A 26,077-nucleotide genomic window follows, 5' to 3' on the forward strand; every position below is an offset into this window, starting at 1 on the left:
GACGGCAAAAATGCCGCGATGCAGTCTCTTCCGCCGGGCCTTTCCCTGCGGATTTTTCCTCCAAACGGCAACAAATTACGGGTTACTGGTTTGCGCTTCGCGCCCGCCGGTCTGGGTTTGTTGTGCCAGTTTTCGTGCTCCGGCGCGCACTCCCCCCAAACAAGAATTCCTCCTTTCTGCTTTTGGCAGAAAGCCTGCATGTCTGTAAAAAAAGAGAGTCCGTGATGGTTAATGAGATTTCTGAACACGTTGAACAGCTGTTCCCTGCCCTGCAAACACAACGTCGTGACCTGCACAAATACGCCGAATCCGGCTGGCTGGAATTCCGCACGTCCACGCTGGTGGCCGACCGGCTGGAGAAACTCGGGTACGCACTGAAACTGGGCAAAGACGTCATCGACGCGGATTCGCGCATGGGTTTGCCTTCTGCCGCCGTACTGGCCGAGCACGAGCAACGCGCGCTGGAACAGGGCGCAATTGCCCGCTGGATGCCACATTTTTCCGGCGGTTTCACCGGCATTGTTGCCACGCTGGAAACCGGACGCCCCGGTCCTGTGATGGGGTTTCGCGTCGACATGGATGCGCTGGATCTCAATGAAGTGCTCGACGAGGCGCACCGCCCGTTCCGCGAAGGGTTTGCTTCCGCTAATAACGGCATGATGCACGCCTGCGGCCACGACGGGCACACCACGATCGGTTTAGGGCTGGCGGAAGTGCTGATGCAGGCGCGCGATAAGCTTTGCGGCACGATAAAACTGATTTTCCAGCCCGCGGAAGAAGGCACGCGCGGCGCGAAATCCATGGTCGCGGCGGGCGTGGTCGATGACGTCGATTACTTCACCGCCGTCCATATCGGCACCGGCGTTCCGGCCAATCATATTGTCTGCGGCAACGACACGTTCATGGCAACTACCAAGCTCGACGTGCGCTTCACCGGCGTGGCATCGCATGCCGGTGGCAAACCGGAAGAAGGCCGCAACGCGCTGCTGGCGGCGGCGCAGGCCACGCTCGGTTTACACGCCATTCCCCGCCACAGCGGCGGCAGTTCACGGGTCAACGTCGGCGTATTGCAGGCAGGCACCGGCCGCAACGTAGTCGCCTCTTCCGCCATGATGAAAGTTGAAACGCGCGGTTCTACCAATGAGGTCAACGAATTCATTTATCAGCAGGCGCTGAAAGTGATTTCCGGCGCGGCCGAAATGCATCAGGTGAAATTCGACATCAAACTGATGGGCGCGGCGCAAAGCAGCAAACCGACGGCTGCGTGGGTCAATTACATCCATCAGCAGGCAGAAAAACTGGGTGAATTTGAAGAGATTATTGACCGTCAGGAAGGCGCGGCGGGTTCTGAAGACGCCACGTACATGATGGAACGTGTGAAAGCGCGCGGCGGCGAAGCCTCTTACGTGATTTTCGGCACTGACCTGAGCGCAGGGCATCACAACGAGCTGTTTGATTTCGATGAAAAAGTGATGATGCAGGGCATCAAAACGCTGGCCGCACTGGCGCTGAATATCGCTGAATTCAAAGGGGAAAACTGATGGCTGCGCAGCAAAGCATTGTCAATTTCATCAATGATTTTATCGATAACCAGCAACCGGCGCTGGCGGAAATCAGCGACGCCATCTGGGATCATCCGGAAACCCGCTTCACCGAAGCGTTCTCTTCAGCATTGCTGGCCGACAAGCTGGAAGCCAGCGGATTTTCGGTTGAGCGCGGCGTCGGTGGCATGGAAACGGCGTTCATCGCCAGCTTCGGCAGTGGCAAACCGGTGATCGCCCTGCTCGGCGAATTCGACGCACTGGCCGGGCTGAGCCAGAAAGCCGGATACGACACCGCGCAACCGCTGATCGAAAACGGTAACGGCCACGGCTGCGGGCATAATTTGCTCGGGACAGCGGCGCTCGGTGGCGCGCTGGCAGTAAAAGCCTGGATGGAGCGCGAAAATATTCAGGGCACGGTGCGGTTTTACGGCTGTCCGGGCGAAGAAGGCGGTTCAGGCAAAACATTTATGGCCCGCGAAGGCCTGTTTGATGATGTCGATGCCGCGCTGACGTGGCATCCGGAAACCTACAGCGGCATGTTCAGCAACCAGACGCTGGCCAATATTCAGGCGTCGTTCAGCTTTAAAGGCGTGTCCTCACACGCCGCCGCTGCGCCACATCTGGGCCGCAGCGCGCTGGACGCCGTGACGCTGATGAACACCGGTTCCAACTTCCTGCGCGAGCACATTATTCAGGAAGCACGCCTGCATTACGCCATCACTAACGCGGGCGGGATCTCGCCGAACGTGGTGCAGGCCGATGCGGAAGTGTTGTATCTGGTGCGCGCGCCGCAGATGGATCAGGCGAAGGGGATTTTCGACCGCGTGGTAGATATCGCCAAAGGCGCTGCGCTGATGACCGGCACCACGATGTCGATGCGTTTTGACAAAGCCTGTTCCAATTACGTGCCGAACCGCACGCTGGAAAACGCGATGTATCAGTACGTTAAGGCGTTTGGTGCGCCGCAGTACACGGCCGAAGAACAGGCGTTTGCGGCGTCAATTCACGCCACGCTGACAGAACAGGATATCGATAACAATCTGCTGAATATCTCCCGCACCAGCGGCGAGGAAGGGATGGCATTCGCCGAAACGCTGCGCACATCCCCCCTGACCGACGCCGTTGCGCCTTATGCACCCAACAACAATATTCTCTACGGCTCAACCGACGTCGGTGATGTCAGCTGGCTGGTGCCGACCGCGCAGTGCTTCAGCCCGTGCTTTGCGGTTGGTTCGCCGTTGCACACCTGGCAAATCGTGTCGCAGGGGCGCACATCCATTGCGCACAAAGGCATGTGCCTGGCGGCAAAAGTGATGTCCTCCACGGCCATCGAACTGTTCACGCAACCTGATTTGCTCGCGGCGTGCCAGAAAGAACGTGACGCCCTGCGCGAACGTCGTCCGTATCACTGCCCTATTCCGGCGGGCGTAAAACCTTCGCCACTGAAATAAATCACGACGAGTACACCGCCCGCTCATGCCCCGTTCCGGCAGAGACGGGCGGCATAAATATAAAAAAATCAAACACGACAGAGGGTTAAGAGATGAGTATTGAAGCACAAGACTCCGGCCAGAGCCCGGGAGGTTTTCTCCAGTGGGTAGAACGTGTAGGTAATAAAATTCCCAATCCGTTTTTGCTATTTGTTTATCTGATTGCCATTCTGATGGTCGCCAGCGCAGTGATTTCCTGGCTGAATATTACGGCGGTAAATCCGAGTAACGGCGAAGTTATTCACGTTAAAAATTTGCTGAGCGTGGAAGGCATCCAGTGGATTTTGCCGAACGTGATTAAGAATTTCAGCGGATTCACCCCGCTCGGCTCCATTCTGGCGCTGGTGATCGGCGCGGGTCTGGCGGAGCGAGTCGGGCTGTTGCAAAGCCTGATGTATAAAATGGCGTCGAAAGTGAACGCCCGTTACGCCAGCTATATGGTGATTTTTATTGCCTTCTTCAGCCATATTTCGTCCGACGCCGCGCTGGTGGTGATGCCGCCTCTGGGCGCGCTGATTTTCCTGGCGGTCGGGCGTCATCCGGTAGCCGGTTTGCTGGCGGCGATTGCCGGTGTAGGCTGCGGCTTTACGGCAAATCTGCTGATTGTGACCACGGACGTGCTGCTTTCCGGGCTGAGTACCGAGGCGGCAAAAGCGATTAATCCTGCGGTTCAGGTCAGCGTTATCGATAACTGGTATTTCATGGCCGCGTCAGTGATTTTACTGACGATTGTCGGGGCCATTCTGACCGACAAATTTGTCGAACCGCGTCTGCCGGTTTATCGCGGCGAACGTAACGAAGAGATGAAGAAGCTGACGCCGGAACAGAACCGCGGCCTGATGGCGAGCGGGATTGCGGCGCTGGTGTTCATCGGGCTGGTCGCGCTGCTGGTGGTCCCGGAAGCCGCGCCGCTGCGTAATCCGAAAACCGGCGGCATCATCCCTTCTCCGTTTATTCAGGGCATCGTGCCACTGATCATTTTGTTCTTCTTCGTGATTTCGGTGCCTTACGGCATGGTGACGAAGCAAATCCGCAGCGCCAGCGATGTGCCGGATCTGCTGGTTGATCCGATGAAGTCTATGGCCGGTTTTATCGTGATGGTGTTCCCGCTCTCCCAGTTTGTGGCGTTTTTCAACTGGAGCAATATGGGGAAATTTATGGCGATCGGGCTGACGGACGTGCTGGAAAATCTCGGCATGACCGGTATTCCGGCGTTCCTCGGGCTGATTTTTCTGTCGGCGTTGCTGTGTATGTTTATCGCCAGCGGCTCGGCAATCTGGTCGATTCTGGCACCGATTTTCGTACCGATGTTTATGCTGCTGGGGTTCCATCCGGCATTTGCGCAGATCGTGTTCCGCGTTGCTGATTCCTCAGTGATCCCGCTGGCACCGATGTCGCCGTTTGTACCGCTGTTCCTCGGATTCCTCCAGCGGTACAACAAAGAGGCGAAACTTGGCACCTATTATTCGCTGGTGCTGCCGTACCCGATTGTGTTTTTCGTGGTGTGGCTGCTGATGCTGGTCGGCTGGTATCTGCTGGGTTTACCGATCGGACCGGGCGTTTATCCGCATTTATAAGTTCAGGAAGGTAAGCGGCCCATGCGGCGCATCGCGCGATGCCATGAGCCGTTTCTTACCGCCCAGCGCAGAATACCGGCGATGCGGCGGGTGCCAAAACGAATCGTTTTGCGCTTAACCGGGGAAAGGGAAATCCCCAGTTGTTCCGCCGCCCAGCCGGGCAAAAGCTCGATACCGGCCTGAATCATCAGGCTGCCGACCGGTTTAGCCAGACGGCTTGGCGCTGGCGCATTACGCAACAACCGCACAACTTCCCGCGTTCTTTCATCGCAGCGCAACTGAGGCCGCATGACCTGCAAATAGGCTTCTACTGCCGCAACGCTGTCAGGCACGTTCACCGCCCCGAGGCTTTCTGCCACGCGGGCAAATTCCTGATAATAGCGGTCCTGTTCGGCTGAAGTGAGTGAGGGATTACGGTAACGCAGATGAGATTGCAGGAAGCTGTACGCTTCCGCGACGTGTACCCAGACCAGTAAATCCGGGTCGCTGGCGGCGTAAGGCGTACCGTACGCATCAGTACCCGTGACGCGCAGATGAATGGATTTTACTTTTTCGATTAACGCCGTGGCATCACGGGTCGGGGCAAATGTCGTCCCGGAAATAAACTGACTGGTGCGGCGCAGGCGGCCGAGCATGTCTTCGCGAAATGAGGAGTGATCCCAGACACCGGCGAGCGCCAGCGGATGAAGCATTTGCAGCAGCAAGGCACTGACACCGCCGCAAAGCATCGAAGAAAAGTCTCCGTGAATTCGCCAGGTTACGCTTTCAGGGCCAAACAGCCCCGGATCGCCCGCGGGATTTTCGAAGTCTATACCGCCTAACGCCAGGCCCGAAATACTCAGCACCTGGCGTTCTATTCTCTTTCTTAACAACTGACAAAAACCTGACATCCGTTAGTGCGCAGCAGTGATTTGCACGGTGTTTTTTGTCAGTTCCGGCCACAGATTCATGACCACGTCGATGAGACGATTAAGCTCAGCCGCCGTTGCGCCATCGCGCGCCTGGACAGAAAAACCCTGAATGGTACAGGCGAGGTATTTCGCCAGCAGGGCACTGTCAGTAACAACAGGCAGGCTGTCACTTTGTTTCTGTTTCTCGAAATATTCAAACAATGTCCGTTCCTGCGACAGATGGTGCTCACGCAGCATTTCGGCAATATCCGCAGAAGATGAAGACATCCCGGACGATGCGCTGATCATGAAGCAACCACTCGGCGTATCGCAGTCAGTAAACAGGTTAGCGATGGCACGCAAATACTGGTCAATCGCCTGCTCAACGGACAAATCAGGTCTGCTCAGCAGACAGCGTCCTTTTTCGTAGAAATTTTTAACGTAGTGTTCAACGGCTGCGCGGAAAAGCCCTTCTTTATTACCAAATTCGGCATATAAAGTTGGCGCTTTTGCACCGGTTGCTTCGACCAAATCGGCTAATGAAGTGGCCTCGTAACCATGGCGCCAGAATAAATTCAGGGCCTTGCTCAGAGCAGTTCCACGATCGAACTGTTTTGGGCGACCGCGACTTTTCCGGACCAAAGCCGTCTGTTCAGTGCTCATACACCCTCCTTCCATCACCATTGTGATTATGGTTATAAAATTGTTTTTAGAAATAACTTAACGATCATTATTAAAAATAGTTGCGCATAAGTCCAGCGGAGTTTATCATTTAATTATCGAGCGATAAGTAAATCACTCACACCCGCAAAGCTGCACAGCTATAAGCGCTTTTTAAAAGCAAAATACCCAGGACGAAACATCATGAGTAACTTCAAAATCCTTCTTGCAGTTCTGGCATTAACCGCTGTACCGGTTGCCAATGTTGCCGCACAGCAGGTTATCATGATGCCAGTACAGAGTCAGGAAGTCGCGATGGTCAATGTGACCGGTGACAGTAACTTCTGTAACCCGGGCACCTGTACGAACAAAAAAATCGTGCAGGGCCGTATCTCTACTTCTCCGACTCAGCCACCTGCACCGATGACTTCAGGTCATAAACCGGCTTCTATTTACTATTAAGGAAACCGGTCACTGACGACAAGACGTCAGGTCAGGAATAACGATAAGGCGGCATTTGCTGCCTTATCTTTTTCTCAGCCGACCCTAGTTTTAACATCCTCTCCCGCCGGAACCAACCATTAACTTAGCGATCATTAAAGATTCATTCAGCACAATATTGGATAAGCCCGAACTCTATCCGTCAGGCGAATCATTCTAAAAACATAAATTTAACAAAACAAAAACAACAATGCGTTTTGATGTGATGCTCGTCACAGCACAATAAGTTAACGCTCATTAAAAAAAACATCTTGCACAAACTCTCAACACCCTTTACCATTTACTTATCGAACGTTAAGTAATAAACAACGTTGACCGAATAACGGGGCTGTCGAAAACGCCACCCCAGACAAAAATTAACGAACAGGACTACAAATCATGAAAACTATCGCAATGACTATCGCTGCTCTGACACTGGCTACCGCTTCTTTCTCTACCCTGGCCGCGACTGAAGTTCAGTCTGCTCCAGCGGGTGAACAAACTATCGGTACTATCAGCGCTTCTTCAAATGGTGACCTGAGCACCCTTCAGTCAAAACTGAATGCGAAAGCCACTGAAGCCGGTGCAACGTCATACCGCATCATCGGGGCTTCTGGTGAAAACCACATGTACGGTACAGCTGAGCTTTACAAATAAGCACAGAAACGTTCGTTAGCAGATTGTTCCGCACAATAAGTTAACGATTAATAAATAAATAAGTTGCACAGAATGTGATCAAGGTCTAAGATTTAATTATCGACTGTTAAGAAATAACGTCGGACCTAAAAATCACCTGCTGATAAACAGACAATAAGGAAGACCATCATGAAAAACATCACTATGACATTAGCTGCAATCGCGCTCGCTACCGCTTCATTCTCAACTCTGGCAGCCACCGAAGTTCAGTCCGCGCCAGAAGGTCAACAGGCAATCGGCGTTGTAAGTGCTTCTTCAAGCAATGATTTATCGAGCCTGCAGAATAAACTGAACGCAAAAGCGAACGAAGCTGGCGCAAGCTCATACCGCATCATCGGGGCTTCTGGTGAAAACCACCTGTACGGTACGGCTGAGCTGTATAAATAAGCACGAAGTACGTTTTGATTACGGGTAAAACAGCATTTAGTTAACGATTAATAAGCTAGATGTTGTATCGGACAGATGACAGCTTTGCACATTAAATGAACGTTGATGACAACGCCTGGCAAAGCTCAAATAAACGAATTGAGGAAAATATCATGAAAAATATCACTATGACTCTCGCTGCCATCGCACTGGCAACCGCTTCTTTCTCTACTCTGGCTGCGACTGAAGTTCAGTCTGCACCAGCGGGTCAGCAAGCCATCGGTGTTGTCAGCGCATCTTCTGCCGGCGACCTGTCAGGTCTGCAATCAGAACTGAGTGCAAAAGCAGCTCAGGCAGGTGCATCGTCTTACCGTATCATCGGTGCCTCTGGTGACAACCATCTGTACGGCACAGCTGAAATTTACAAATAAGAGTCCTCAGCAGTAAGCAGAAGAGGCGGCGTTTGCCGCCTTTTTCGTGTCTGCGATTTATGAATTTTTGAATTGACCATGCAACCCCTTCTCTTTGTGCTACATTTTTATTCTCTTTCCGAAAAAGTGCGCATTCCCAATGTAATGAACGTCCATCACTGACAGTTTTTCCTTCTCTGCATTACCTTCAGGTAATACGGAGATTTCTGTTATTTCTGATGAGAATACCGTTCATGAATTCCTTATTAATGGCGCTGATACGCGCACTCCGTAACCATCGCTGGCTGCGGCTTTTAGGCTGCGCCTTCATTTTATCTTCTCTGGGAAACGGCCTGACGCAAGTGGTCGTTTTTGGCCAACTCCTGCGCTGGCACGCCTCCCCGGCGACACTTACGCTGGCCTATATTCTTGCAATGCTTCCGGGATTTTTGGGCAGTTTCTGGGGCGAACGCCTTTGCAGAAAAATTCCACCCGTCAGGGTGCTGATTCTTTCTGAAATACTCGGATTTCTGGCGCTGATTTTCCCGCTCTACGGTTTACTCTCACACAACATTCCGGCGTTACTGGCAGTGCAGTCAGCCGAAGCACTGTTTACGGGAATGAGCTATCCGGCGCTGACACTTTTATTTAAGCGCGGGCTGGGCAACGAAGAACTGCCCGCCGCAACGGCGATGGAAACATTGATCTTTGCATCTCAGGTTTTGCTCGGCACGGGTGTCGGTATTTTGTTGTTCGATGTTTTTTCGCCCTCCTCACTTCTGGCTTTGGACGGACTAAGTTTTGCCGCTTCAGCCGGTTTGCTGCTGAGAACTCAGGCACTGTTTCACAACCTGCATCAACATGAATCTGCGCCGTCAGCGGCGGAACTTCCGGCGAAATGGCGGAACTTTTCTCCGTTACAAAAGCGCAGCGTATTACTGCTGCCTGCTCTTGCTGCAGTAGGTTCCCCAGCGATGGCATTACTGCCTGCACTGGCACAGCAAATCAGGCCGGATAAAACCACCGGGCTGGCGCTACCGCTTTTATTTGCCCGGAGTCTCGGGCAACTTTGCGGCCCTTTGCTTCTCAGCGTCGAAAAATTGCAAAGTTATTCATCAGGCAACCGCCGCTTGCTGTTCTGCCTGATGCTTTTTCTCACGGGGTATTTTCTTTTACCCCACTTTTCCGCATGGACAGCGGGTGCGCTCCTGTTAATTTTCGGTGCGCACCTGTCTTCAAACATTGTCTTTGCTTTGGGGACTTACGGCATACTGCGGCATTTTCCCGGTGAACACGTTGCGGGTGCCAGTGCGATGGCGTGGCGGAGGCAAATTATCGTCGCAACTATCGTGACCGGTATCGCGGGTTTGCTCGCCCAAAATATGGGGGCAGTGCATGCGCTTTATACCGTTTCACTCTTCACTCTGGCTGGCGTCGCCATTTTATTCTGGCGTTATCAGGTGTAATTAAAAGCCAAAAGCAGGGATTTCTCCCTGCTTTTCCTCCCACAATCCAGTCAAAACACTTTTATTCCGGCGCGCCTCGCAAACATTTCAACGAACTGATTTTTTAAATATGGCTTCCCGTATAAAAGCGTTGGTATGAGGAACGATTAGGTATAAAATTTTATACAAACAGAAATCATCACAGGGCGTCACCGGAGAGAAAATGAAAGAATACATTGATGTAGCCTCACGGCATATCACCCCGGCCGGAGGGAATGTTTTTGCCGACCTGGGGTTTAATGAAGATGAAGCACAGGCTTTACATACCGAATCACAGCAAAAAATTGCACAGACGATTGCGCTTAAAGAACAGCTAATGGCGGAGATAGCAAGCTGGATCGCCCTTCAGAATCTGCGTCAGAGCGATGCTGCAAAAGTTTTGCAAGTCTCACGCCCGCGGGTTTCCGACGTCGTAAACAAGAAAACGGATAAATTCACGCTGGATGCGCTGGTGATGATGCTCGGCCTGACCGGCAAGCAGGTTAAACTGGTTGTCGAATAAGTTTTTAAATGCAAAAAGCAGGGATTTCTCCCTGCTTCTCTTTTACAGCACATCTTACAAATCAGTTCGCTGAGCTTTTGAGCTGGTTATCCTGCTCGTGTTGCTCCAGCGCCAGTTCGATCAGACGCGTGATCAGATCACTGTAATTTAAACCGCTGGCCGCCCACAGTTTGGGGTACATGCTGATGTTGGTAAAGCCAGGCAGCGTGTTGATTTCATTGATAACGACGTCGCCCTGATCGGTCAGGAAGACATCAACGCGCGCCATGCCCCGGCATTCCAGCACCTGAAATGCCTGCAATGCGATGGCACGGATGCGGTCATGGGTTTCCTGCGGCAAATCGGCGGGAACGGCAACCGATGCGCCGGCTTCATTAATGTACTTGGTATCGTAGGAATAAAACTCGTCGTGCAGGATCACTTCGCCGCATACGCTGGCCTGCGGGTAATCGTTGCCAAGTACCGCGCATTCGATTTCTCGGCCTTTAATCGCGGACTCCACCAGCACTTTGTGGTCAAAGCTGAACGCTGTTTCCAGCGCATTCAGGAAACCGGCTTCGTCACTCACTTTGCTGACACCGACAGAAGAACCCTGATTGGCAGGCTTAATAAACAGCGGTAATCCGAGCTGCTCAGAGACTTTGGTAAATGTATATTTCTGGCGATTTGCACGGGTCAGGGTGACAAATGGCGCGACGGACAAACCGGCATCCCGCAACAGACGCTTGGTGACATCTTTATCCATGCTGACAGCCGATCCCAATACGCCGGAACCGGCGAACGCAATGTTTGCCATGCGCAGCAAACCCTGCAATGAGCCATCTTCGCCCAGCGTTCCATGAACAATCGGGAATACCACGTCAACCTGCGACAATGCGCTGGCACTGTGCATTTCAATCAGCTGGTTTTCAGTTTGCCCCGGAATGAGCGCGACCTGATTATTCGAGCGGTTCAGGGCAATCAGTGACGGATTTTCAGCATTGATCAGGTAATTGCTGGCATCGTTAATATGCCACTCGCCTTTCTTATCGATGCCCAGCAACGTCACGTCAAAACGTTCTTTATCAATGGCATCCACAATATTTTTTGCCGATTGTAATGACACTTCGTGCTCAGCCGATTTGCCGCCAAAAATGATGCCTACCCGTAATTTACTCACCTGCTGCTCCTTGTCGCCAGCCTCACGCTGGCGGCGATTTCTCTGTGTACGACTAATCAACGACAAACAATTTAGCCCCGACCGGGGTTGAGGAACGGTGCGCTTCCGCGTTATCCGCCACCTGATAACTCATGCCCGGCGAGAGGGTAAAGGTGCGGCCATCTTCCAGGCGTGTATGCAATTCCCCTTCCAGGCAAAACAGCACATGCCCTTTACTGCACCAGTGATCGGCTTCGTATCCTGCGGAATATTCAACGACCCGCACGCGGATATCGCCAAACTTCTGTGTGCGCCACAGCGCCATCCCGACATCGCCGGGGTGTTGGGTTGGCGTCACGTCGTTCCAGTCGGTCGTGCAAAAAGGGATCGCATCAAGCTTCATGAGTTTCTCAATGTCGGAAATGGAAGGAAAGCCAGCATAAAAGTGGGCGGTAAATTTATCAATCGCTTGCTGAAAACAATTCGAAAGTCCTTTCGCCGCAAAGTTAGGTAAAGCCGATAGTTCTTAAAGACAGGCCGCAGCCCGCGGATGGCAGGGCCTGTGCGCAAGCCGCTAAAAAGCCCGAACCGCATGTGTTGCATGAGATGTCTGTGAGACAGGGTTCACGTTTTATCGACTATGCTTAGTGGCAGTGTCACGGAACAAGCGTTAAGAAGCAGACCCGAGGCAGTAAATCGAACGCACCTCAATTCCAACGCGCTGATGACATTATCCGGCGCGCCACAAAACAAGGAGCAACAGATGCCCTATCAGACGATCAATCCTTTCAATAACAAGCTCATCAAAGAATACCCGACGCACAACGACAAGCAGGTTGAAGAGGCGCTGTCTACCGCGCATGCCCTGTATAAATCCGACTGGGCGCAGGGGGATATCAAACAGCGGGTCAAAGTGCTGCATAAATTGTCCGAGCTGATGGCTTCGCGGGTCGATGAACTGGCAGAAGTGGTCAGCGTGGAGATGGGGAAACTGATTGGCCAGAGCCGTGGCGAAGTACAAATTTGCGCGGATATTGCGAAATTCTACGCGGAAAACGCAGAGGAATTTCTCAAACCTGTGCCGTATAAATCTGACCTCGGCGAAGCCTGGGTCGAGCATCACCCGATTGGCGTGATCATGGCGGTCGAGCCGTGGAACTTCCCGTTCTATCAGCTGATGCGCGTGCTTGCGCCGAATCTCGCGTCCGGTAACAGCGTGCTGGTAAAACACGCCAGCATCGTGCCGCACTGCGCAGAAACTTTTGAGAAACTGGTTTCTGAAGCAGGTGCGCCAAAAGGTGCCTATACCAATCTGTTTATTTCGCAGGATCAGGTCGCATCAATCATTGATGACGATCGCGTGCAAGGCGTCGCACTGACCGGTTCGGAAAAAGCCGGGGCGATTGTGGCGGCGCGTGCAGCCGGTAAACTGAAAAAATCCACGCTCGAACTGGGCGGGAATGATGTTTTCGCGGTGCTGGATGATGCCGATATTGATCACGCCGCCAAAGCCGGTGCTCAGGCGCGTGTTTCCAACGCCGGGCAGGTTTGTACCGCCGCCAAGCGCTTTATCATTCATGAAAAAGTGGCCGATGAATTCCTGAAAAAATTCACTGAACACTTTAAGGCACTGAAAATCGGCGACCCGCTGGATAAATCCACCACGCTGGGGCCGTTGTCTTCAGCCGACGCGGTGAAAACGCTGAGCAAGCAGGTAGACGATGCCGTGAAGCACGGCGCGAAACTGCATTTCGGTGGCAAGAAAGTGACGGGGAATCCGGGCAACTTCTTCGAGCCAACGATCCTCACGCACATCACGCGTGATAATCCGGCTTACTTCGAAGAGTTTTTCGGCCCGGTCGCGCAGGTTTATATCGTCAAAAACGACGAGGAACTGGTGAAACTGGCCAACGACTCGCACTACGGTCTGGGCGGTTCGGTATTCACGACCGATCTCAACCGTGCCCGTAAGCTGGCGAGCCAGATTGAAACCGGGATGGTATACGTAAACTCACCGACGGATACCGCCGCCGAGCTGCCTTTCGGGGGGGTAAAACGCTCCGGTTTTGGCCGCGAGCTGTCTGATCTGGGAATTAAAGAGTTTGTGAACCAAAAACTGGTGGTGCTTGCCGCCAAGTCTTAATACCTGTTTGCACTTCCCCGTAACACTTCCCTCTCCGCCCGGAGAGGGAAATTCCCTCCCTCCGCCGGTCTTTTGTGATCCCTTGATTAATGACAAAGCGGCATACCCGCCAGCCTCTCTATAATCAGGCCCGTTTGTCTTCCCACTGGTAAATCACATGGCGTATGAACTCAATCTGGACTGGCCGGAATTTTTAGAAAAATACTGGCAAAAACAACCTGTTGTATTAAAAAAAGCGTTTACAAACTTTGTCGATCCGATCACGCCCGATGAATTAGCTGGCCTTGCGATGGAACCTGAAGTGGACAGCCGTCTGGTGAGCCATAAAAATGGGGAATGGCAGGCAAGCAACGGGCCGTTTGAGCATTTTGACGGGCTGGGTGAAACCGGCTGGTCACTGCTGGCGCAGGCAGTGAACCACTGGCATCTGCCTGCGGCGGAACTGGTTCGTCCGTTCCGCGTGCTGCCAGACTGGCGTCTGGATGACCTGATGATCTCCTATTCTGTGCCCGGCGGCGGCGTTGGCCCGCATATCGATCAGTACGACGTGTTTATCATTCAGGGAATGGGCAGCCGTCGCTGGCGCGTGGGCGATGCCTTGCCGATGCGCCAGTTCTGCCCGCATCCGGCGTTGCTGCATGTCGATCCGTTTACGCCGATCATCGATGAAGATCTCGAGCCGGGCGATATTCTGTATATTCCGCCGGGCTTCCCGCACGACGGCTTTACCCATGAAACGGCCCTCAACTATTCCGTCGGTTTCCGTGGCCCGAATACCCGCGACTTTATCAGCAGCTTTGCCGATTACGCGCTGGAAAATGATTTAGGCGGCGACCACTACAGCGACCCGGATTTAACGCTGCGCGATCATGTCGGAAAAGTAGAAGAATACGAGCTGGATCGCGTGCGCAATATGATGCATGACCTGATCAATCAGCCGGAAGCGTTCAGACAGTGGTTCGGACGTTTTGCGACAACGCCACGCCATGAGCTGGATATCTCCCCCGCCGAACCGCCGTATGAAACCCACGAAATCGTCGATGCGCTGATGCAGGGCGACAGCCTGACCCGGCTGAGCGGTCTGCGCGTGCTCAACGTCGGCGAGCGTTTCTTCGTCAACAGCGAAGCGCTGGAAACCGATCAACATCAGGCGGCGGATGCGCTTTGCCGTTTCATGCTGATCGGTAAAAAAGAGCTGGGCGATGCGCTGCAGGATCCGGCGTTCATGGCCGTGTTCACCGATCTGGTGAATCAGGGTTACTGGTACTTCGACGAGTAATATTTCTGTTGCCCGTTTATGACAAAAGGCGGCATCCGGTGGATGCCGCCTTTTTAGTTTTAAGACCGGTTCGGATCAGGGTTTATACAATTCGACCGGCGGCTTCATTTTCCGCTCTTCCGGCACAAACAGATCAATCTCTTCACCCAGAATGTATTTGGCACGCAGCATCGCTGAAATCTTATCCATAATCATGACGATAGCGACCAGGATCAGCGTAATAAACATCACGACATCCCAGTTCCACAACCGCATGTTTTCCGCATAAACCAGACCGATACCACCCGCGCCCACAAAACCGAGAACGGCGGCTGAACGGGTGTTGGACTCAATCTGATACAGCGACAGCGCCAGGAATGTCGGGAAGGATTGCGTGAAAATGCCAAAGCGGTGCGTCTGTAGCGGAGATGCACCCAGCGCCCGCAGGCCGCGGCTGGGTGAGCGTTCCACGGCTTCGTGGCCTTCGGCATAAAGCTTGCCGAGTAAGCCTAAATCCTGCATCACAATTGCCAGCACGCCGGCCAGCGGCCCCATGCCGACAGCACGGACAAAAATCAGCCCCCAGATCGCCATATCCAGGCCGCGAAGCACGTCCAGAATGCGGCGGACCACCAGTGAAACCGGCCGGAGAACCGGCGTAGACATCACATTTCGTGCCGCAAGGAAAGACAGCGGCAGTGCGAGGAAAGAGGCGGTGACCGTCCCGGCGAACACAATCGCCAGCGTGATCGCAATCTGCGAGAAGTAGTACATAAACGGCCATTCGGAAACGTTGTGCCACACGAACATACGCAGGAAATAACGCCCGACTTCGCGGGTACCGCGCACCACTTCACTCCACGGAATACCGAAATAGCTGAAGAAATAGACGTAATACAACACAATCACGACCGCCAAAATTGCCAGATAACGCAGGTAACGGCGTTGTGCGGAAAACAGGTGAGCGTGCTGCTGTTTCAGGTCAGCAATAACATGAGGTTCAAGCGCGTCAGTTAACATCAGAAAGTGCCCTCCACCACGCGTTTGCGTAATTTACCTGAAATAAAATCCATTACTGATACCACCAGAATAATCAGCAGCAGCGTCATGCTGACCTGGTCATAGCGGTCGAGCTTGATGGACGTCATCAGCTCCTGACCAATCCCGCCCGCGCCCACCAGGCCGAGGATGGTTGACTGGCGAAAATTAATTTCCAGACGCATAAAACTGTAGGATAAAAAGATAGGTTTAACCTGTGGCCACATGGCGAAACGCATGCGCTGCAAGCGCCCCGCTCCGCAGGCTCTCAGGCCGCGCACCGGTTTGTCCGACGCGGTTTCAATAGATTCGTAGAACAATTTTGTCAGGCTGCCGACGGTGTGTAAGGTCAGCGCGATAAAGCCCGGAATAGCCCCGACGCCAAAGGCCATTACGCACATCACGGCCCAGGCCAGTTCAGGCATGGTTCGCAGGAAGGCCACAAACGTGCGGATACTGAATTTCACCCATTTTGGGGAATCCGTATTGCTGGCGGCGAGAAATGCCAGAACAACGGCCAGCGCGGTAGACAAAATCGTTGAAGACAATGCCAGCTGAATAGTTTCCCAAATCAGCGGTAACTGAATATTAAGACGGTATCCCCAGTAAGCCAGAGAACCTTCGGTATGTCCGTCTGCGAATAATAATGACCAGTGCAAAACCGGCACCGTCTGACCGATATAATCAAAGAAGCTGGGGGCGGAAACAATAATAGTTTTCAGATTAAGTTCGGAAACATTGCCAGACCATAAATATAACAGCAGCATCAGCCCTGACCAGACCAGCGCCTCGCGCTTTTGCTTACCACGTATATTCTGGTAATAACGATTGAAGTCTTTATTCAAAATAATATTTCCGGTTTACATAGAGTTTTTATTCCTCCCCGCCAAGGGGGAGGAAATCAGGATATTAACGAGTACCCTTTGTCAGTTCACGCTTCATATCAATAATCTGCTGATATTCCGCCAGAGACGTTTCGCCGATATGTTGTTTGCCGCCAACGGCTTTCACGAAGCAGGCATGATCATCTTTATCCAGTTTCTTAATGGCTGAAACCAGTTTCGCTTTAAATGCCGGTGGCAAATCGCTGCGAACCAAAATCGGGCCGTTAGGAATTAACGGAGATTCCCAGATAATGCGGATTTTCTTCATCAGATCCGGATGGTCCATGCGGATCATGCGGTTGAACGCGCCGGAGGTATAGCCGGTTTCGCGATCGCCAATCATGGAAGCCCAGGTCACCGCGCCTTCAAACTGGCCATTCAGCACGCCGAGGATATCCTGCTCGTGGCCGCCGGAGAAGGTGACGCTGGAGAAGAAGTTGTTGTATTTGTTATCCGTCGTACCGCCAAACTCTTTCTTGAAAGTCTGGTTCGGGATCAGGTAACCGGAAGTGGAATCCGGATCAGCAAAGCCAAATGATTTGCCTTTCAGGTCAGACAGTTTCTGGTACGGGCTGTCAGCTTTTACCACAACAACGGAGTGATAACCGCGGGATTTGTCAGTGTCATCAATAACGATGCCCACCAGATCCACCGCTTTCGGGTTATTAATATAAACAGACGCGAAAGATGAAGGTGACATGCTTAATACCATGTCGACTTTCTTACCTAATAACCCCTGAATAACACCTGAGTAATCGGATGAATTACGCAGTTTGGTATCCACATTTAATTCTTTATCGAAGAAATCTTTTACACATTGATTATCGCCGATTTGCTGAGTAGCATTCTGTCCACCCAAAATACCTAAATTCAATTCTTTCGGAGCATCTTCTGCCATGCTGTGCATCGCGGTAAGGGAACCTGCAACGAAGACTGCCAGACGTAATAACTTCTTCATTTAGTAATAACCTTGTGTAGATTGAGGGAAAGTAGAAAAAGCACTGCCAAAGGTTTTAATCGCTGTTAACAACAACTGTTATTTATTACTGCATTAAATATCGTTACTCATTTGCCTCGTGATCTTCGCCATATAACTGCTGCAAGATCCCGTCGGTTAACTGGTCCGGATGTCCGTCAAAGATAATCTGCCCTTTCGCAATACCAATTACGCGGGTGCAGTAATCTTTCACCAGCTCAACGGAGTGCAGGTTGACCATCACCGCGATGTTCTCTTCGCTGACCTTTTTCAGGGCATTCATGATGCGCAGGGTATTTTTAGGATCCAGTGAGGCAACCGGTTCATCGGCCAGCAAAATTTTCGGGTTCTGCATCAGTGCACGACAAATCGCCACGCGCTGCATCTGACCACCGGAAAGGTTTTCAGCGCGTTGCAACGCATGCGGCAACATGTGCAGCCATTCGAGCAACGAAATCGCCCGTGCGCGGTCTTCATCGTCGAACTGATTGAAGAAGGATTTAAACGTTGAAGTATGGCTGAGACGGCCAAGTAATACGTTAGTCAGCACATCCAGACGCGGTACCAGGCAGAAATCCTGGAAAATCATGCCGCAACCCGAACGCCAGCGACGCAGCGCTTTACCCGTCAACCCGGCCAGTTGCTGCTGCTCACCATTTTCGTAATGACACACAACGCTGCCGTCGGTTAACGGGATCGTGCCGTTAAGCACGTGCAACAGCGTTGACTTCCCCGCACCGGAGCGGCCAATGACCGCTACAAATTCACCGGCATGGAGATCAAAATTAATATCGTTCAGGACCCGCTGACCTGATTTATACGATTTTACCAGGCCTTTAACGTCCAGAACTTTGTTCAAATGCTGTGGCCCGGTCTGAGGATATTCAGCCTGTGCCAGCTTAAGTTGAGCCTGCGCCATGATGCTGTCTCTCGGTTGCTTTCGTTATCTGGCGTTCATTAAGCGCGAGTTTTATGACACATCAATGACGATTTAATGGACAGCGCATGACAAAAATGCAACAGATTAAGTTAAATTACCTAACGTATATCCCGTGTGATGTTCATCTTTTGAAGTATCATTTAAGTCTATGATTGAAAGGCATCACTTCATAAAAGGAAGATGAAATGGATAATCAGTCACTCATCACCACGCTGAAAGAAATCGCCGGAAGCCGCCACGTCCTCACCGGCGACAGCAATACCGAGCGCTACCGAAAGGGGTTTCGCTCCGGTGGCGGAAAAGCGCTGGCGGTGGTATTCCCGCAGACATTGCTTCAACAATGGCAATTGCTTAAAGCCTGCATCGAGGCCGACAAAATTGTCATCATGCAGGCCGCCAATACGGGGCTGACAGAAGGTTCAACGCCGAGCGGTGACGATTACGACCGCGACATCGTCATTTTCAGCACGCTGAAACTCGACCAGATCCAGCTGCTCGACGGCGGCCATCAGGTGATCGGCTTTCCCGGCAGCACACTCTACAAGCTGGAAAAAATTCTCAAGCCGTATAACCGCGAACCACATTCCGTTATCGGGTCATCCTGCATTGGTGCCTCCGTGGTCGGCGGAGTTTGCAACAACTCCGGCGGTTCACTGGTGAAACGCGGACCGGCTTATACGGAAATGGCGCTGTATGCGCAGATTGATGCGCAGGGAGAACTCCGGCTGATAAACCATCTGGGGATCAATCTGGGTGAGACGCCGGAAGAGATCCTGACACGGCTGGAAAAAGGCGATTATCTCGAAGCCGATATCCTGCATGACCAGCGGCTGGCTTCCGACCATGATTACGCAACGCGCGTCCGCGAAGTGGATGCCGATACGCCATCGCGCTTTAACGCCGATGAACGTCGCTTATTTGAAGCCTCTGGCTGTGCCGGGAAGCTGGCCGTTTTCGCCGTCCGCCTCGATACTTTTCCGGCAGAAACTCAGCAGCAGGTTTTCTATATCGGTACGAACGACACGGCGGTGCTGACGGAATTACGCCGCCAGATCCTGCGTGATTTCACCAATCTGCCGGTGGCGGGTGAATATATGCACCGTGATATTTTCGATATCACTGAAGTGTACGGCAAAGATACGTTCCTGATGATCGACAAACTCGGCACGGACAAAATGCCGGATATGTTTACCGCCAAAGGAAAGTTTGACGCGCACGCCAGCAAGGTGCCTTTTCTGCCGAAGCACTTCAGCGACCGCGTGATGCAGTGCCTGAGTAAAGCGCTGCCGGGCCATTTACCGCCGCGCATGAAGCAGTATCGCGACCGGTTTGAGCATCACTTATTGCTGAAAATGTCAGGCCAGGGAATAGAGGAAGCCAGAACGTTTCTGACCCGTTTCTTCAGCGATAATCAGGGCGATTTCTTTATCTGTTCAGCAGATGAAGGCAAAAAAGCCTTTCTGCACCGCTTCGCTGCGGCGGGCGCGGCCATTCGTTATCACGCTGTGCATGAGAAAGAAGTGGAAGATATTCTGGCACTGGATATTGCCTTGCGCCGCAACGATCGTGACTGGTTTGAAACGCTGCCTGCGGATATTGATAGTCAGCTGATAGCAAAACTCTATTACGGCCACTTTATGTGCCACGTTTTCCATCAGGATTACATTGTCAAAAAAGGTGTGAACAGCAAAGCGCTAAAACATCGCATGCTTGAACTTCTGGATGCCAAAGGTGCTGAATATCCGGCTGAGCACAACGTCGGGCATCTGTATATTGCAAAACCGCATATGAAGGAATTTTACCGGCAGGCAGACCCGACCAACAGTTTCAACCCGGGGATCGGTAAAACCACCAAGCTGAAACACTGGCAGGAATAACGCTGTGAAGAGTTTCAAACGCCCTCCCCTTTTCAGGGGAGGGTGCACTAATCAATGATTAAAAAAGCTGCGTTCCATAGCCCCACATGATAACCGTCAACGCCAAAAGAAGCTCAAGGACCAGAACTCCCATCGCCAGCGTCGAGCTGGAGAACAGGAAGCCCTCGCGATGGTCAATGTTGAGGAAGTTTGGAATACCGAGATACAACAGATATCCGCTGTAGCAAAGGCCAATCAGCCCGACAAACAGGCATAACCAGACCATCGGGTAGAGCGCAACAATCCCGCTGAGGAACATCGGCGTGGCAACGTAACCGGCAAACACAATACAACTGTTGAGTGTCGGGCGGCTGTCATAACGACGCGCCATCCAGTAGATAATCCGCCCCATCAGGGCAACAGCGGCGAGCATCAGAACATAGAAGATGACAGCGATATAGGACGCGGTGAACATGGAAACCATCAGCTTCTGGCCGTCACCGAAATTCCAGCCCAGCTGCGTTGTGCCGATAAAGGAACAGACAACCGGGATCAGCGCCATCAGAAAAACATGGTGGGAATACACATGTGAAACGGTTTCCCGTTCACGCTGGATTTGCTGCAATTCGGGACCTGGATGCGATAACAGTCCCCAGACATGATTACCCATGAAACACCCCCTTGTGCGCCGAAAGCCGCCAGCGGCGTACGATGATAAACCTTCGGGAATGCCCGTTTGATAAAGGTTACAAGGGCAAGGAGAAGGTGGCAGCCTGTTTATATTATAGCCGTTATTAAGCGGTTTGCTGGCAGTACAACATCTCCTTTTATGGGAGATGTTGATGCCGGAGAACGGGATTCACGAAAGGGTCAGTGGATATAGCGGGCAGCGGTAAACACCACACCAGCCAGTGCTACCATCATGCCCATGATCCAATGGGTCTGTTTTGTAATATAGATGTGGAACATATCTTTGGTCATGTAATTCGACTGAATAACGGCCAGCTGCGACTCCACGGAATTAAATCGAGCATCCATTTTATCGAAACGCAGATCCATCTTGTCAAAGCGCAGATCCATCTTGTCAAAGCGCTCATCTACCAGTTCAAATTTCTTATCAATAAGCACAAGGCGATCGTCAATTCGCACCAGATGCTCGTCGATCCTGACCAGATGCTTATCGATGCGAACAATACTTTCCTCCGTTTTCCCCACGCGAACGCCGATATCCGTCACCGCATCGGTGAGCGTGACCATCTGGTGTTCGAGTTTTCCGACACGAAGATTGGTGTCCGTAACCACCTCTGTAAGCTGAACAACTTGCTGTTCAACCTTTCCCACCCGTAAACTCAGGCCCGCGATTTCCTCACCGTTTTTGATTCCCTGCTTTTCGATACTGTTAATCTGGCTTTGCATTAACGCTTCCATAATCCATTCTCCCTTAAAGTCTTCCGGCACCGTCAGGGCACCGGGAAGATAGAGCATCGGGTTGACTGGCCAGCAATCTGGCATCCTGAGCTGAAACATGATGTGTTGTCCCTCACGTAAGCTAATCCTTGTTCAGATATCCTTAATCTGCGGGCAGTCTGCACTGTATAAATAAACACCTCAAATCAATTTCTTTCTCGTTCAAAGCGTGATTATTTATGTATCTATGACTCATGAAATTGCATTGATAAATTGAATAAATACCAAATAAAAGAGCCGCTTACGCGGCTCCGTTACTGTAGCTAGTGAAAGACGTTATCTGTTTTATCAGGGTGCCGGATTATGCAATGCAGCAGCTCCGTCCTGCGTTTTTCTGGCTTTCGCCACGTCGTCTTTACTGACCGCTGGCGCCTGATTTCCCCACGCATTACGGATGTAAGTACTGACATCGGCCATTTGCTGATCCGTCATTTTCCAGCCAAACTCCGGCATATCCGCGCTGGTCGGATTGCTGAGCGTCGCCGCACCCTGCGCACCGTTCATCAGCACATGCAGAATATTCGTCGGCTGGCTGGCCTGAACGCCGTTGTTGCCTTTCAGCGCGGGCACCATATTGCGCACGCCTTCACCGGAATTCTGATGACAAGCCGCACAGTTATCGGCATACAGCGCTTTGCCATTTGCCATGGCTGAATTTGCTGCCAGCGGTGCAGACTCATCTTTGCTGCCCGGTAAGCTTTTCAGGTAAACCGCAATGGCATGAAGATCGGCATCCGACAGGTGTTGCAGCGAGTTCGTTACGGCTTCTGCCATCGGGCCGGAGGCCACGGTACGGGCGTTTGCGCCGGTTTTCAGGTACTGAACAATTTCATCGTTGCTCCAGTCACCCAGCCCCTGACGGACATTCCCGGTGATTTCCGGCGCAAACCAGCCCTGAAGTTCTCCGCCCTGCAAATGCACACCAAAGTTATCGCCGCCCAGCGGATTTTTCGCCGTATGGCACGACGTGCAGTGCCCCAGCCCTTCCACCAGATACGCGCCGCGGTTCCATTCCGCTGACTTTGCCGGATCGGCCTTAAACGGGGCGGTATCAAGGAACAACAGGTTCCAGCCAAACATCATCAGGCGGATGTTATACGGGAACGGCAAATCGGTTTTCGGCCCGTCGTAATGCACCGCAGGCACGGTATTCAGGTACGCTTTGATGTCTTTCAGATCCTGATCGCTGACCTTCGCATAAACGTTATAAGGCATCGCCGGATAGAGATTCTCCCCGTTGATCCCCTTGCCGTTTCGCACCGCATTAATGAACTGCTGATCGGTCCAGCCGCCAATACCGGTCTCTTTATCCGGCGTGATATTGGTAGCGTAAATCGTGCCAAACGGCGTGTTCAGGCCATAGCCTCCGGCAAACGGTTTTCCGCCCCCCGGCGCGGTATGACAGGCCACGCAGTCCCCCGCCAGCGCCAGATATTTACCGCGTTCAATGGCCGTTTTGCCGGCCATTGCCGCCGCTGCGGGTGCCTGGAATTCACCGGACTGGCTGGCGTTATGCCAGGTTTTAAAACCGACGAATCCCAGACCACCAATGACAACCACGCCTGCAATAATCACTAATGTCTTTTTCACGCTCATGCTTAAACCCTCACCAGCGGACCAGGGGATTTCAGATACTGGGTTTTAATCGCTTCTGCCGCCCATAAGGTCAGCGCGCCCACCGTGCCGGTCGGGTTATAACCGCCGTTATTGGCAAACGCCGATGCGCCACAAACAAAGACGTTATGCACATCCCAGCTTTGCAGATAGCGGTTCACCGCGCTGGTTTTCGGGTTGTCGCCCATGCAGGCGCCGCCCGTGGTGTGGGAGGAGAGGTTGTCCATTGGCGAGAACGGTTTAGCCGTCGGTTCCTGACGCACGACAGTTTTTGCCCCCATCGCATGCGCGATTTCAACCGAGCGGTCAGCCATGAATTTCGCCGAGCGTTTGTCGTTTTCGATCCAGTCAAATGTCACGCGCAGCAGCGGCTGGCCGTGGCGGTCTTTGTATTCCGGATCAAGATCGAGGAACACGTCGCGGTGCGGATAGCTGTTGCCCATACAATAGATATTGTTGTAGTTCTGGTAGCTGTGTTTGACTGCTTTTTTCCAGTCAGCGCCCCAGCGCGGTGTGCCCGGCGGTACATTGTTGGAATAACCGATCGGACGTCCGTTAGTGGAATGCACCAGCGCCACGCCGCCGCCGATAAAGTCATGACCGGTGTGATCAAAGTTATCGCCGTTGAAATCATCAATGGCCTGTGACAGCGCACCTGCGCCGATGAACGGGTTCATCATTTCGTCTTCGAAGAAGAAACCTGCGCCGGAAATGGTCTGGTACGCATAGTTACGCCCGACCACGCCTTTACCGGTTTTATGGTCGTAAGGCTGGCCGATGCCGGAAAGCAGCATCAGGCGGACGTTATCCATCTGGTACGCAGAAATCACCACGATATCCGCCGGTTGCTCCCACACCACGCCGTCGCTGCCAATGAACGTCACGCCGGTGGCGGTTTTGCCGTCAGGCGCTTTGTTGACGCGGAGCACTTCAGATTCGGTGATCACCGTAAAATTAGGGCGCTGCATCACCGCAGGTAAAATGCAGGCATTCGGGCTGCTCTTCGACCAGTTGCCGCAGCCGAAAAACTCGCAGTAACCGCAGTATGTGCACGGCGCCATGTTGACGCCCAGCGGGTTGGTATATGCACCGGAGGTGTTGCCGGCAGGCACGGCAAACGGGTGATAGCCCATCTCGCGCGTGGCTTTGTCGAAAATCATCGACAGCTGGGTACGTTTAAGCGGCGGCAGCGGATAATCCCGGCTGCGCGGGCCTTCGAAGACGTTACCGCCTTCAATTTTTTCGCCTTTGATGTTACCGGCTTTCCCGGACGTCCCGGCGTAACGTTCAAATTTATCGTAGAACGGTTCAACGTCGTCAAACGTCACACCCCAGTCCTGAACCTGCATTCCTTCGAGGAATTTGTTTTTACCGTAGCGCTCAACCGTCTGGCTGTAGCTCTGGAAATCATATGGCAGGAAGCGCCAGGTCATGCCGTTCCAGTGCGTGCCCGCCCCGCCAACGTTCATTCCGAACTGATAAGTATTAAACTCGCGCAGTGGCAGCGCCTGCTGGATCGGGTTATTACGGAAGGTCAGGGTTTCTACCGCCGTGGGCTGCATAATCGCGCGACGGCTGACGAAGCGCAGTTCGTCGGTATCAATGGTGGTCGGGAAATCATTGCTGGTATCGCGCCATGAACCGCGTTCAATGGCCACGACATTCAGCCCGGCCAGGGTCAGTTCATTGGCCATCAGCGAACCGGCCCATCCGAGGCCGACGATGACGGCATCGACCTTCTCTCTTTTGTTGCTCATACGACATGTACTCCTGAAAATACCAAATAAATCAATGCAGTCCGTTAAACGGTTTTTATGATTTTTCGTATTGGGTCAGCATGCTGACGGGTTCGATATGTAAATCTTCGCCGCGTCTGTCGATGACATCACGGAAGTCATAACGCGCGCCGGGGAAACCCACCATTTTCCAGCCCGCCATATCCTTATTACCGCCGTAAAGCGGGTCGGAAAAGAAGCCTTCGCGCATGTTCTGCACCAGCATATTGAAGAACAGCTGGCCGTTGACCCCATCAAGCGGGATCTCGCCCGACTCCACGCGGCGCAGCAAATCGTCCTGCTGCTCACCGGTAAGTTCGGTAAAACCCTTGCCCGCATTGCGCGCTTTTGACACGCTGTTCAGCGCAGCCAGCCCTAACCGGTAGCGTTCGGCTGGCGTATCTTTATATTGCGGCCCGGCCTGCGGTAAGCCGTCCTGGATCACCGGCCCCAGGCGGTAAGTCGTGACAGCTTTGCCGTAATCACCACTCAGCTGGCGGTCCAGGAATACGGCACAACCGGCCTCTTTCCCACCGATGCTCAGCTCGTCGGCCGGTATGATCCGGTCGGCCAGTGTTTCTATCAGGCTGACTTCTTCAGAGGAGAAGAATGCCCACTCACCGGCAACCACGGGTTTCGGCGGACGAACCGAATGGATAATCCACGGCATACCGCCGGAGAAAATTTTGGCTTTAACCTTTAAGGCGGTACTGAATAACAGCACCGCCATCGAGGTCAGAAAGTGTCTGCGTTTCACGATATCTCTCCTGTTTACGCACATTGGAAGATGACTTACCCACATCAGACATGGGTTTATATTTGTGACGGAGATTATACGAAGATGTTAGATGAAAGTAAGATATTTCGA

At 52.6% G+C, this 26,077-nt stretch carries 25 protein-coding genes; 12 read left to right on the forward strand and 13 right to left on the reverse strand.

Features of this window, described 5'->3' with window-relative positions; all coding sequences use genetic code 11:
- Positions 1–224 precede the first annotated feature (224 nt).
- The 3 genes from CWS43_RS12690 (at position 225) to abgT (ending at position 4,611) form a co-directional block, all read left to right on the forward strand.
- Positions 225–1,541 carry a M20 family metallo-hydrolase gene (locus tag CWS43_RS12690; protein ID WP_101077292.1) on the forward strand — a complete coding sequence of 439 codons (1,317 nt, stop codon included), beginning with the start codon at positions 225–227 and terminating at the stop codon, positions 1,539–1,541.
- A complete protein-coding gene (locus tag CWS43_RS12695; RefSeq protein WP_101077293.1) occupies positions 1,541–2,995 on the forward strand; it encodes a M20 family metallopeptidase in 1,455 nt (484 codons plus the stop codon). The genes CWS43_RS12690 and CWS43_RS12695 overlap by 1 nt, the downstream gene beginning before the upstream one ends.
- Before the next feature lie 92 nt (positions 2,996–3,087).
- The gene (gene abgT / locus CWS43_RS12700) at positions 3,088–4,611 is read left to right on the forward strand and encodes a p-aminobenzoyl-glutamate transporter (RefSeq protein WP_101077294.1); all 1,524 of its coding nucleotides are present in this window, start codon (positions 3,088–3,090) and stop codon (positions 4,609–4,611) included.
- 2 nt (positions 4,612–4,613) lie between these two features.
- On the opposite strand, the gene CWS43_RS12705 is transcribed toward abgT, so the two are convergent.
- Together CWS43_RS12705 and CWS43_RS12710 are read right to left on the reverse strand one after the other, a co-directional pair.
- Positions 4,614–5,501 carry an oxygenase MpaB family protein gene (locus CWS43_RS12705; RefSeq protein ID WP_101077295.1) on the reverse strand — a complete coding sequence of 296 codons (888 nt, stop codon included), beginning with the start codon at positions 5,499–5,501 and terminating at the stop codon, positions 4,614–4,616.
- A gap of 3 nt (positions 5,502–5,504) precedes the next feature.
- Positions 5,505–6,164, reverse strand: a complete 660-nt coding sequence (locus CWS43_RS12710) for a TetR/AcrR family transcriptional regulator (protein WP_101077296.1) — start codon at positions 6,162–6,164, stop codon at positions 5,505–5,507.
- 201 nt (positions 6,165–6,365) lie between these two features.
- Here CWS43_RS12710 and CWS43_RS12715 point away from each other — a divergent pair, with 201 nt between their 5' ends.
- The 6 genes from CWS43_RS12715 (at position 6,366) to CWS43_RS12740 (ending at position 10,120) form a co-directional block, all read left to right on the forward strand.
- Positions 6,366–6,623, forward strand: a complete 258-nt coding sequence (locus tag CWS43_RS12715; protein ID WP_101077297.1) for a hypothetical protein — start codon at positions 6,366–6,368, stop codon at positions 6,621–6,623.
- A 417-nt stretch (positions 6,624–7,040) separates the two neighbouring features.
- Positions 7,041–7,298 carry a YdgH/BhsA/McbA-like domain containing protein gene (locus CWS43_RS12720; protein WP_101077298.1) on the forward strand — a complete coding sequence of 86 codons (258 nt, stop codon included), beginning with the start codon at positions 7,041–7,043 and terminating at the stop codon, positions 7,296–7,298.
- Between the two features lie 168 nt (positions 7,299–7,466).
- Positions 7,467–7,724 carry a YdgH/BhsA/McbA-like domain containing protein gene (locus CWS43_RS12725; protein WP_013576350.1) on the forward strand — a complete coding sequence of 86 codons (258 nt, stop codon included), beginning with the start codon at positions 7,467–7,469 and terminating at the stop codon, positions 7,722–7,724.
- Positions 7,725–7,876: 152 nt separating this feature from the next.
- Positions 7,877–8,134: a DUF1471 domain-containing protein gene (locus CWS43_RS12730; protein WP_101077407.1), complete on the forward strand. Its 258-nt coding sequence runs from the start codon at positions 7,877–7,879 to the stop codon at positions 8,132–8,134.
- 233 nt (positions 8,135–8,367) lie between these two features.
- The gene (locus tag CWS43_RS12735) at positions 8,368–9,579 is read left to right on the forward strand and encodes an MFS transporter (protein WP_101077299.1); all 1,212 of its coding nucleotides are present in this window, start codon (positions 8,368–8,370) and stop codon (positions 9,577–9,579) included.
- Between the two features lie 202 nt (positions 9,580–9,781).
- A complete protein-coding gene (locus tag CWS43_RS12740; protein WP_101077300.1) occupies positions 9,782–10,120 on the forward strand; it encodes a helix-turn-helix domain-containing protein in 339 nt (112 codons plus the stop codon).
- Between the two features lie 61 nt (positions 10,121–10,181).
- Here the strand turns inward: CWS43_RS12740 and ddlA are convergent, their stop codons facing one another.
- Together ddlA and CWS43_RS12750 are read right to left on the reverse strand one after the other, a co-directional pair.
- On the reverse strand, positions 10,182–11,279 hold the full coding sequence (ddlA, locus tag CWS43_RS12745) for a D-alanine--D-alanine ligase (protein ID WP_101077301.1): 1,098 nt from the start codon (positions 11,277–11,279) through the stop codon (positions 10,182–10,184).
- 52 nt (positions 11,280–11,331) lie between these two features.
- The gene (locus tag CWS43_RS12750; RefSeq protein WP_101077302.1) at positions 11,332–11,661 is read right to left on the reverse strand and encodes a DHCW motif cupin fold protein; all 330 of its coding nucleotides are present in this window, start codon (positions 11,659–11,661) and stop codon (positions 11,332–11,334) included.
- 360 nt (positions 11,662–12,021) lie between these two features.
- On the opposite strand from CWS43_RS12750, the gene CWS43_RS12755 reads away from it, so the two are divergent.
- Complete coding sequence (locus CWS43_RS12755; RefSeq protein ID WP_101077303.1) at positions 12,022–13,401, forward strand: NAD-dependent succinate-semialdehyde dehydrogenase; 1,380 nt, start codon at positions 12,022–12,024, stop codon at positions 13,399–13,401.
- A gap of 157 nt (positions 13,402–13,558) precedes the next feature.
- Complete coding sequence (locus CWS43_RS12760) at positions 13,559–14,680, forward strand: cupin domain-containing protein (protein ID WP_101077304.1); 1,122 nt, start codon at positions 13,559–13,561, stop codon at positions 14,678–14,680.
- 75 nt (positions 14,681–14,755) lie between these two features.
- Here the strand turns inward: CWS43_RS12760 and phnE (CWS43_RS12765) are convergent, their stop codons facing one another.
- From phnE (CWS43_RS12765) to phnC, 4 genes are all read right to left on the reverse strand, one after another.
- The gene (gene phnE, locus CWS43_RS12765) at positions 14,756–15,679 is read right to left on the reverse strand and encodes a phosphonate ABC transporter, permease protein PhnE (RefSeq protein WP_101077305.1); all 924 of its coding nucleotides are present in this window, start codon (positions 15,677–15,679) and stop codon (positions 14,756–14,758) included.
- On the reverse strand, positions 15,679–16,542 hold the full coding sequence (gene phnE, locus CWS43_RS12770) for a phosphonate ABC transporter, permease protein PhnE (protein ID WP_101077306.1): 864 nt from the start codon (positions 16,540–16,542) through the stop codon (positions 15,679–15,681). The genes phnE (CWS43_RS12765) and phnE (CWS43_RS12770) overlap by 1 nt, the downstream gene beginning before the upstream one ends.
- A gap of 64 nt (positions 16,543–16,606) precedes the next feature.
- Entirely contained in the window at positions 16,607–17,539 is a 933-nt protein-coding gene (gene phnD, locus CWS43_RS12775) for a phosphonate ABC transporter substrate-binding protein (RefSeq protein ID WP_101077307.1), read from the reverse strand.
- 103 nt (positions 17,540–17,642) lie between these two features.
- Positions 17,643–18,476: a phosphonate ABC transporter ATP-binding protein gene (phnC, locus tag CWS43_RS12780; protein ID WP_101077308.1), complete on the reverse strand. Its 834-nt coding sequence runs from the start codon at positions 18,474–18,476 to the stop codon at positions 17,643–17,645.
- A 206-nt stretch (positions 18,477–18,682) separates the two neighbouring features.
- On the opposite strand from phnC, the gene dld reads away from it, so the two are divergent.
- Positions 18,683–20,374 (forward strand): D-lactate dehydrogenase, encoded by a 1,692-nt coding sequence (gene dld, locus CWS43_RS12785; protein WP_101077309.1) that lies wholly within the window; start codon positions 18,683–18,685, stop codon positions 20,372–20,374.
- 58 nt (positions 20,375–20,432) lie between these two features.
- Here dld and CWS43_RS12790 read toward each other — a convergent pair whose 3' ends face one another.
- The 5 genes from CWS43_RS12790 to CWS43_RS12810 form a co-directional block, all read right to left on the reverse strand.
- Entirely contained in the window at positions 20,433–21,023 is a 591-nt protein-coding gene (locus CWS43_RS12790) for a Yip1 family protein (RefSeq protein ID WP_101077310.1), read from the reverse strand.
- A 200-nt stretch (positions 21,024–21,223) separates the two neighbouring features.
- Positions 21,224–21,880 (reverse strand): hypothetical protein, encoded by a 657-nt coding sequence (locus tag CWS43_RS12795; protein ID WP_101077311.1) that lies wholly within the window; start codon positions 21,878–21,880, stop codon positions 21,224–21,226.
- A gap of 228 nt (positions 21,881–22,108) precedes the next feature.
- The gene (locus CWS43_RS12800; protein WP_101077312.1) at positions 22,109–23,416 is read right to left on the reverse strand and encodes a cytochrome c; all 1,308 of its coding nucleotides are present in this window, start codon (positions 23,414–23,416) and stop codon (positions 22,109–22,111) included.
- A gap of 2 nt (positions 23,417–23,418) precedes the next feature.
- Positions 23,419–25,191, reverse strand: a complete 1,773-nt coding sequence (locus CWS43_RS12805) for a GMC family oxidoreductase (RefSeq protein WP_101077313.1) — start codon at positions 25,189–25,191, stop codon at positions 23,419–23,421.
- Between the two features lie 55 nt (positions 25,192–25,246).
- Entirely contained in the window at positions 25,247–25,966 is a 720-nt protein-coding gene (locus CWS43_RS12810) for a gluconate 2-dehydrogenase subunit 3 family protein (RefSeq protein ID WP_101077314.1), read from the reverse strand.
- Between the last annotated feature and the right edge of the window lie 111 nt (positions 25,967–26,077).

It is taken from the genome of Rahnella sp. AA (assembly GCF_002834385.1).
Lineage (GTDB): Bacteria > Pseudomonadota > Gammaproteobacteria > Enterobacterales > Enterobacteriaceae > Rahnella.